Origin of the sequence: Mesorhizobium sp. M4B.F.Ca.ET.089.01.1.1 (assembly GCF_004022605.1) — a bacterium.
In the GTDB taxonomy this organism is placed as follows: Bacteria; Pseudomonadota; Alphaproteobacteria; order Rhizobiales; family Rhizobiaceae; genus Mesorhizobium; species Mesorhizobium abyssinicae.
Window position 1 is genome coordinate 1 of the sequence record NZ_RZOS01000242.1, and the last position, 8,592, is coordinate 8,592.

Annotated in this window: 7 protein-coding genes, 1 pseudogene and 1 riboswitch; of the genes and pseudogenes, 4 read left to right on the forward strand and 4 right to left on the reverse strand. The window is 65.0% G+C overall.

All coding sequences use genetic code 11. The features are described 5' to 3' along the window. From EN780_RS40720 to EN780_RS21020, 3 genes and pseudogenes are all read left to right on the forward strand, one after another. A pseudogene (locus EN780_RS40720) lies at positions 1 to 108 on the forward strand (SAM-dependent methyltransferase); the annotation flags it as partial. A gap of 116 nt (positions 109 to 224) precedes the next feature. Next, positions 225 to 2,048, forward strand: coding sequence for an ABC transporter ATP-binding protein/permease (locus tag EN780_RS21015; RefSeq protein ID WP_128275196.1), 1,824 nt, complete (start codon positions 225 to 227; stop codon positions 2,046 to 2,048). 67 nt (positions 2,049 to 2,115) lie between these two features. Then, complete coding sequence (locus EN780_RS21020; RefSeq protein WP_128275197.1) at positions 2,116 to 2,916, forward strand: DUF1194 domain-containing protein; 801 nt, start codon at positions 2,116 to 2,118, stop codon at positions 2,914 to 2,916. A 128-nt stretch (positions 2,917 to 3,044) separates the two neighbouring features. On the opposite strand, the gene EN780_RS21025 is transcribed toward EN780_RS21020, so the two are convergent. The 4 genes from EN780_RS21025 to EN780_RS21040 all read right to left on the reverse strand — a co-directional run bounded on the left by EN780_RS21025 (position 3,045) and on the right by EN780_RS21040 (position 7,153). Next, a complete protein-coding gene (locus EN780_RS21025) occupies positions 3,045 to 3,980 on the reverse strand; it encodes a glycosyltransferase family 2 protein (protein WP_128275198.1) in 936 nt (311 codons plus the stop codon). 179 nt (positions 3,981 to 4,159) lie between these two features. After that, on the reverse strand, positions 4,160 to 5,152 hold the full coding sequence (locus EN780_RS21030) for a glycosyltransferase (protein ID WP_128275199.1): 993 nt from the start codon (positions 5,150 to 5,152) through the stop codon (positions 4,160 to 4,162). Positions 5,153 to 5,310: 158 nt separating this feature from the next. Continuing rightward, positions 5,311 to 5,925 carry a methionine biosynthesis protein MetW gene (gene metW, locus EN780_RS21035; protein WP_127392790.1) on the reverse strand — a complete coding sequence of 205 codons (615 nt, stop codon included), beginning with the start codon at positions 5,923 to 5,925 and terminating at the stop codon, positions 5,311 to 5,313. Positions 5,926 to 5,983: 58 nt separating this feature from the next. Continuing rightward, on the reverse strand, positions 5,984 to 7,153 hold the full coding sequence (locus tag EN780_RS21040; RefSeq protein ID WP_127312025.1) for a homoserine O-acetyltransferase: 1,170 nt from the start codon (positions 7,151 to 7,153) through the stop codon (positions 5,984 to 5,986). A gap of 117 nt (positions 7,154 to 7,270) precedes the next feature. Beyond that, positions 7,271 to 7,348: riboswitch (SAM riboswitch) on the reverse strand. A 138-nt stretch (positions 7,349 to 7,486) separates the two neighbouring features. On the opposite strand from EN780_RS21040, the gene hisC reads away from it, so the two are divergent. After that, a partial coding sequence (gene hisC, locus EN780_RS21045) for a histidinol-phosphate transaminase (protein WP_128275200.1) occupies positions 7,487 to 8,592 on the forward strand: 1,106 nt, incomplete at its 3' end.

Genomic DNA, 8,592 nt, shown 5'->3' on the forward strand with positions numbered 1-8,592 from the left:
CAGCGCGCCTCGCGCCGCGTTTTCGTGCCGGTGCTGACGCCGCAAGGCGCCACCAGGCTCGGGCGGCTGGCGGCGAACCAGGCGCAAGCCCAAGTGACGCGTTCGTGATCGCGGCGGCGCCTTGCCTCATCCTATCTGTCGGGGGCGGGTTCGCGGCCTGAGGGACATGCCGGTCGCGCTCGCGCCGGTTTCAGCACCTTTTTCCGAAAGCAGGGATATCTGAAATGGCTGATCAAGCGGATGACAAGGCCGGCCCGGCGCCTGCCGCCGTGTCTGTCGAAGTCAGCAGCCTCGGCGACCAGGTGAGGACGATCAAGCAAGCGCTGAAATCCTCGCCGGTGCGCAGGCAGTTCGTCTGGGCCTGCCTCGGTATCGTCGCCGTCATCATCGCGACCGCGATCGGCCAGGTGCTGCTCAACCGCTGGAACCAGCCCTTCTACGATGCGCTGGCGCGGCGCGACCTGCCGGGTTTCCTGCACCAGCTTATGGTCTTCGCGGCCATCGCCGGTGGGCTACTGGTGCTCAATGTCGGCCAGACCTGGCTCAACCAGATGATCCGGCTGAAGCTGCGCCAGGCGCTGACGCTCGACCTGATCGAGGAGTGGATGCGGCCGGCGCGCGCCTTCCGCCTGGCGCATGCCGGGGCAATCGGCGTCAATCCGGACCAGCGCATGCAGCAGGATGCCGGGCATCTCTCCGACCTGTCGACCGATCTCGGCGTCGGGCTGCTGCAGTCCTTCATCCTGCTGGTGTCGTTCATCGGCGTGCTTTGGCAGCTCTCCTCCGGCTTCGTTTTCCATATCGGCGGCCATGCGCTGGAGATCCCCGGCTACATGGTGTGGGCGGCGATCCTCTATGCCGGCATCGCCTCGTGGCTGAGCTGGCTGGTCGGGCGGCCGCTGATCCGCTTCAACAGCGACCGCTACACGCGCGAGGCCGAGCTCCGGTCGTCGATGGTCCGCGTCAACGAGAATGTCGACGCCATCGCGCTCGCGCATGGCGAGGCCGACGCCAGGCGGCAGCTCGAGCTCGACCTCGGCATGGTGCTCGGCGCCATGCGGCGCATCTACGGCGCCCAGATCAATCTCTCCTGGGTTACCGACACCTATGGCTGGATAACCGTGGTGGCGCCGATCCTGGTGGCGGCGCCGGTCTATTTCGCCGGCGACATCAGCTTCGGCGGGCTGATGATGGCGGTTGGGGCCTTCAACCAGGTCCATTCCTCGCTGCGCTGGTTCATCAACAACATAGGCGGCATCGCCGACTGGCGGGCGACGCTGATGCGCGTCGCCGATTTCCGCATCGCGCTTGCCGAGACCGACGTTTTCCACGACACCGAAAAGCGCATCACCTTTACCGAGAACGCCGGCGGCACGCTGACCTTCGAGAGGCTGGAGGTCGCTTCGCCGGACGGCTGCACAAGGCTAGCCGAGCCGGAGGTGGAGATACGCCCCGGCGAGCGCGTCATGATCACCGGCGACCCGCGCGCCGGCAAGACGCTGTTCTTCCGCGCCATCGCCGGGCTGTGGCCATGGGGCAGCGGCAGCATCGGCATGCCGGCCGGGGCGGCGCCGGTCTTCGTTCCGCGCATGCCCTATTTCCCGCTCGGCACGCTGCGCGAGGTGCTTAACCATGCCGACGGCATCACGGTCGAGGATGCCGAGATCGCGGCGGTGCTGACGGAGGTCGGCCTCGAACGGCTTGCCTCCTCGCTCGACCGTTCGGCGCGCTGGGAGCACGAACTCGCCGACGACGAGCAGCGCCTGCTTGCCGTCGCCAGGCTGGCACTCAGGCGGCCAAAATGGGTGATCATCGACGAGGCGATGGACACGTTCGACGGCGCGACGCTGCGGCGCGTGCTGGCGATGCTGGAGAAGCGGCTGCCGGACGCCGCCATCCTCAACATCGGCCGTGGCCAGCACAACAACCAGTTCTTCCCGCGCTCGCTGACGATCGTGAAGGATGCTGGCCGATCGGCGCTCAAGCCGGCGCGGGTCAGGGCCGGCGCGATCGAGCCGCCGCCGCCGGCGCCGCGCAGGAACAAGTAAAAGCCAAGCTTTATTTCGCCGCGATCACCGCAGAAGATCAGGCCCGTCAAACCGGACGCACGCGGCCATGCTCGACATGCTCAGCCTGCTTGCCTGTCTCGGCTGCGCCCAGGCCGCGCCTGTGCCGGTGCCCGCCGCACCTGCCGCCGTGGACGTCGAGCTGGTGCTGGCGGTCGACATCTCGACGTCGATGGACGAGCGCGAATTCGCGTTGCAGCGCGCCGGCTACGTCGAGGCGCTCAGGCATCCGGACTTCATCAGGGCGGTGCGCGCGGGAACCAACGGCCGCATCGCGATCGCCTATTTCGAGTGGGCGGGCACCATCCGCGACGACGCGGTGCTTGCCTGGCAGATCATCGACGGCAGCGACAGCGCCAATGTGTTCGCCGACAGGATCGCAGCGCGGCCGTTCCGCAGCTTCCGCGGCACCTCGATCTCCGGCGCGCTCGCCTTTGGCGCCGGGCTTTTCGAGCAAACCGCCTTCGTGGCGGAGCGGCGCGTCATCGACATCTCGGGCGACGGGCCCAACAACACCGGTCCGCCCGTCACCTCCGAGCGCGACGCGGCACTGGCCAGGGGCATCGTCGTCAACGGCCTGCCGATCCTGATCAGCCCGTCGCCCACCTTCAGCCATCTCGACCGCTACTACGCCCAATGCGTCACCGGTGGGCCCGGCTCCTTCGTGTTGCCGATCTACGCGGCTTCCGAGTTCTCGACCGCCATCCGGCGCAAGCTGATCCTCGAGGTGAGCGGCATCGCCGACACGGTGGCGGTCCGGATCGACGCCGAGCCGCCTATCGACTGCCTGCAGGGCGAGCGCGACCGCCGTTTCTATTCCGATCCCTATTTCCCGGAGCTCGATCGCTAGAGCGGTTCAGCGTTTCAAGGAATCGCCGAACCGCTCTAACTATTTGGTTCTACGCGATTCCGGACGGAAAACCGTTACACACTTTTCCTGGAATTGCTCCAAGCCAACAGGCTCGGGGCCCGGCAAGATCAGGCGGGGCGCGCGCCGTACTTCGCGCGGAACTCGTCATAAAGGTCACGCCGGCGGCGGCGGCCGTCGACATAGCCGCGCAACAGCTGCGGCAGCGAGTAGCCGAGCGACTTGGACGAGCGGTTGGCCAGATAACCGGCGAATGCCTGCGAAACCCTGCCCTTCATCGTATCGGCGATGATCTGGCGCGCGATCATATAGGGCGGGATCTCGGGATAGCGGTCAGCGATGTAAGGGTGCTTGTCGATGAGGTTCGCATAGGCCTCGACATAGCCGTCACGGCGGCCGGAAATCGAATTCTCCGAATTGTATTTCTTCCAGTCGATTTCCTCGGTGAGCAGCGCGCCGCCGCGGCGGGCGAAGCGCAGCAGCAATTCGCGATCCTGCATGCGCGCGATGTCGCTGTCGTAGCCGCCGATCGCCAGCAGCGATTCATGCCGGGCGGTTATCGCCGAACCGGCGATGAAGATGGTCTGGGAGACCAGCGCCCGTTCCAGCATGTTGCGGCTCAGGAATGCCTCGCGGTTGACGCATTTGGTGGCCCGGTTGCCCTTCACCGAAACGAAGGAGCTGATGAGCACCTCGAGCGACGGGTTCTCGTCGAAGCGCGCCAGCGTCCGCTCCAGCCGGTCCGGCAGATAGACATCATCCGAATCAAGGAAGGTGACGATCGGCGCGCGCGCGCGCTCGATGCCGGCATTGCGGGCGGCGTTGGCACCACGCCATTTCGCTCCGACATAGATCAGCCGCGGGTCGCGGATTTCGGCAAGCGCCGCCGCCGTGGCGTCGGTGGAGCCATCGTCGACGACGATTTGCTCGAAGCGGGTAAGGGTCTGCGCCAGCACGCTTTCCACGGCGCGCACAACCTGGCTGCGCCGGTTGTGGGTCGGCGTGATCACTGTGATGAGCGGGGCCGGCTCGGGCGCTTTCGGCATGCGATCAGGCCCCGGATTCTGGGATATTCGGATGGATTTGTTGCCGTCTTCCATGCCCGCCCAAGCTTGCGTTCAGCGGGACGCTACAAAAAAGCAGTCTCTGTGTCACCTCGACCGCCCGCGCCCGTGCCTGCAATCGGCAGATTTCGAGACGCCGCGCCTCAATTGCAACACCGGCCTCAGCTGTGCCCGACATAGTCCGGCACCAGCTCGACCCTGTCGCCAACGATCCCCGCGGCAAAGCTGAACTGGCCCCAGAACACCAAGGCATAGAACGCCTGGCCGACGATCAGGGAGAACGGGATCTGCCAGGCCGGCATGCCTGCCTGGCGGGCATGGCTCACGATGCGCCGCGTCGTGCGCCACGACATGGTGAACCAGCGGCTGAACGACTTGACGATGCGCGCGCCGCGCGTGGGCGAGCGCTGCGCGACGAATTTCCTGTCGGCATCCCGGCCGGTCACCAGTGCCCGCCAGAAGAAGAACCGCCAGCCCCGCGGGGGATAGTGGTAGACGCGGGCGTTGACGTTGCTCGGCTGGTGGCCTTGGCGCCGCAGCTCGTGCATCAGCAAGGTGCAGGAGACCTTGAAGCCATTGTTTTCCGGAAACGGGTGGCTGGAAATCCACTCGCGCCGGAAGGCGATGTTGTTGGCGTTGAGCGCCCGTTTCGAGGCGAACCGCTTATCACCCTCGGCCATCGGGAAGAACCACATCATGGCAAAGGTTCTCGAAAAGAAGTCGTCGCACAAGAGATAGGTATAGCCGTTGACGCAGACGATCGCGGGATCCTGAAACGGGCCGAGCAGGGTTGCAAGCCAGTCCGGCTCCGGAACGGTATCGGAGTCCAGGAAGACGACCAGTTCGCCCTCGGTTTGTTTGATCCCGTTATTCTTGAGGTCGTAGTAGCGGCCGCCGGGACAAGCTGCGAAGCTTATCTCCGCCACCTCTTCCAACTGTGGCGCCTGGGTATGGAAGTTGCGCCGGAGCGTGTCCGCGTCCTCTTCCTCCCCGCCATGCGAGATGATGACTTTCGGTCTTGCAAAGCCGGTCGCGGAAACCGCGGCGATCTCGCGCGCCAGGGCGTTCAACCCAACGCCGATCTCCGCCCAGTCGATCGACTTGGCGTTCTCCATTTCCACGACGATTGAATAAGTCGGACGATCGCCGCTCATATTGTTCGACCAGGTTGCTTGAATGGACGTGGCTATAGGGGTCGGCTTTCGCTGTCAAATAACAGAAGCAAGCAGGAAAGCTCCTTTTGCGAGAATCTTCGTCGCGCCGGGATCTGCGGAAGTGCTGGTGTCGGCGAAGGAAACCGCCGCGATCGTTGCTATCGTCGCAGCAGAAACACTGCCTGCTGGCCGAAGAAATTCCAGAACCACCACGGCATGGACAGGCCTATCTTCTGGCCGTTGCCGTCGAGCGCGGTCGCCTTTTCCACCGTCGCGCCAAGCTCCTCGCACAGATTGACGAAGTCGCGGATGGTGCAGAAGTGGATGTTGGGCGTGTCGTACCAGGAATAGGGCAGATCCTTGGTCACCGGCATACGCCCCTTGACGAACAGCGACAGGCGCACCTGCCAGTGGCCGAAATTGGGGAACGAGACGATGGCGCGGTTGCCTATCCTCAGCAACTCGTCGAGCACCAGCTTCGGATTGCGGGTCGCCTGCAGCGTCTGCGACAGGACGACGAAATCGAAGCCCTTGTCGGGATAGAATTCGAGATCCTTGTCGGCGTCGCCCTGGATGACCGAGAGGCCGCGCGCCACGCATTCGTTGACGCCGCGCTGCGACAGTTCCAGCCCGCGGCCGTCGACCTGCTTGGTTTCCTGCAGCAATTCGAGCAGCAGACCGTCGCCGGAGCCGACATCGAGCACCCGTGACTGCGGCGGGATGAGATCGGCGACGACTTCAAGGTCGACGCGCTGGGCGCGGTTGACGCTCATCGGCTGGTCTCCCGTTCGGCGCATGATCCTGATCCGGGAAGTCTGCAACTTTCCGGGGTCATGCGTTCAGCCCTCTCGCCCGCGCGGCCGAACCGATGAAGCCGCTGATGGCGGCGAACAGTTCCGGCTCGTCGAGCAGGAAGGCGTCATGGCCGCGATCGGTGTCGATCTCGACGAAGGAGACGGAGGCGCCGGCGGCGTTCAGCGCATGCACGATCGAGCGGCTTTCCTCGGTCGGGAACAGCCAGTCGGAGGTGAAGGAGACCAGGCAGAATCGCGTTTTGGTGCCGGCGAAGGCATCAGCCAGGCGTCCACCGTGATCGGCGACGAGGTCGAAATAGTCCATCGCGCGGGTCAAATAGAGGTAGGTGTTGGCGTCGAAGCGGTCGACGAAGGTCATGCCCTGATGGCGCAGGTAGCTTTCGATCTGGAAGTCGGCGTCGAAGCCGAAGGTCAGCGCCTCGCGGTCCTGCAGGTTGCGGCCGAATTTGCGGTGCAGCGCCGCTTCCGACAGGTAGGTGATGTGTGCCGCCATGCGCGCCACCGCCAGCCCCTTTTCCGGACGCTTGCCGTGCTCGAAATATTTGCCGCCATGCCAGTCGGGGTCGGCCATGACAGCCTGCCGGCCAACCTCGTGGAAGGCGATGTTCTGCGAGGAATGGCGCGCGCCGGTGGCGATCGGCAGCGCCGAGAAGACGCGCTCCGGATAGCTCGCGGCCCATTCCAGCACCTGCATGCCGCCCATCGAGCCGCCAAGCACGCAAAACAGCTTCTCGATGCCGAAGTGGTCGACCAGCATCAGCTGCGCCCGCACCATGTCGCGGATGGTGATCACCGGCAGGTCGAGGCCGTAAGGCTTGCCGGTGGCAGGGTTTGTCGAGGCCGGGCCGGTGGAGCCCAGGCAGCCGCCCAGCACGTTGGAGCAGATGACGAAGAAGCGGTTGGTGTCGATGATCTTGCCCGGCCCGATCAGCACCTGCCACCAGCCAGGCTTGCCGGTGACCGGATTGGTGCTGGCAACATGCTGGTCGCCGGTCAGCGCGTGGCAGACCAGGATGGCGTTGGAGCGGGCGTCGTTGAGGGTGCCATAGGTCTGGTAGGCGATCTGGAACGGCGACAGCAGCGCACCGGCATCGAGCTTGAGCGGCTTGTCGGGGCCAAAGCGCAACACCGGGCTCGACGGCTGGTCGACCTCGTTATTGGTCTTTGCGGCGCGCAGAACGGCCATTGCATCCTCTTACATCACGCACCGTGGTTTCCGAAAACCGATTCCGATTTCCGGACCAGGCGAATGTCCGGCCGGCGGCGGACAACAAAAAACCGGCAATGCATTCGCAAAGCCGGTTACAGGATGCAAACGGCCCTTTAGCGAATTGTTTAACGTGGCTGCAAGCCGACCGGCCAAATCACCACGGAACTGTCGCTGCCCTTCTAGGGCCAGCGCGGCCCGGCGTCAACGGCCAGGCTTTTCGCGCCCTTGCCGCCTCTCGACATTCACCGCCACGACTAGTATTTCCGCTGCGGCCTCCGGACGGAGGCTCTCTCGACGGACTTTTGCGACATGAACCAGACACCTGACAAGGCACGCCCGACGCCCCGCGCGGGCATCATGGACATCGAAGCCTATGTGCCCGGCAAGAGCACGGCGCCGGCCGGTGTCGCCAAGGTCCATAAATTGTCGTCGAACGAGAACCCGCTGGGGCCCTCGCCGAAGGCGATCGAGGCTGCGCGCGAGGTTGCCGGAAAGCTCGATGTCTATCCGGACGGCACGGCAAGGCGGCTGCGCGAGGCGATCGCCGAGGTGCATGGCCTCAACCCCGCGAACATCATCTGCTCCAACGGCTCCGACGAAATTCTCGGCCTGCTCGCGCAGACCTATCTGGCGCCCGGCGACGAGGCTGTTTTCACCGAACACGCCTTCATGGTCTACAAGATCTACATCCAGGCGGCCGGCGCGCTTCCGGTCGCGGTCAAGGAAACCGACGAGCGGGCCGACATCGACGCGATCCTGGCCGCGGTGACGGCGCGGACCCGCATCGTCTTCCTCGCCAATCCCAACAATCCGACCGGTACCTACGTGCCGTTCCAGGAAGTGCGCCGGCTGCATGCCGGCCTGCCGAAGAACGTGCTCTTGGTGCTGGATGGGGCCTACGCCGAATATGTGCGCCGCAACGACTACGAGGCCGGCATCGAACTGGCGGGAAGCGCGGAGAACGTGGTGATGACCCGCACCTTCTCCAAGCTCGGCCTTGGCGGCGCGCGCATCGGCTGGATGTATGGCCCCATGCACATCGTCGACGCGATCAACCGCGTGCGCGGCCCCTTCAACGTCAACGCGACGGCGATCGAGGCCGGCATAGCGGCGATTCGCGACCGCGCCCATGTCGAGCGCAGCGTGGCGCATAACGAAACCTGGCTCGCCTGGCTGAGCGAGGAGCTGACCAAGCTCGGGCTGCGCGTGACGCCGAGCGTCGGCAATTTCGTGCTGATCCACTTCCCCGAGGACGGCAAGCATTCGGCGGCGGCGGCGGACGACTATCTCACGGCGCGAGGCTACATATTGCGGCGGGGTTTCGGCTACGGTTTTTCCAACGCGCTGCGCATGAGCGTCGGGCTCGAAGAAGCCAATCGCGGCGTGATTGCCGCCCTCACGACCTTCCTGAAAAG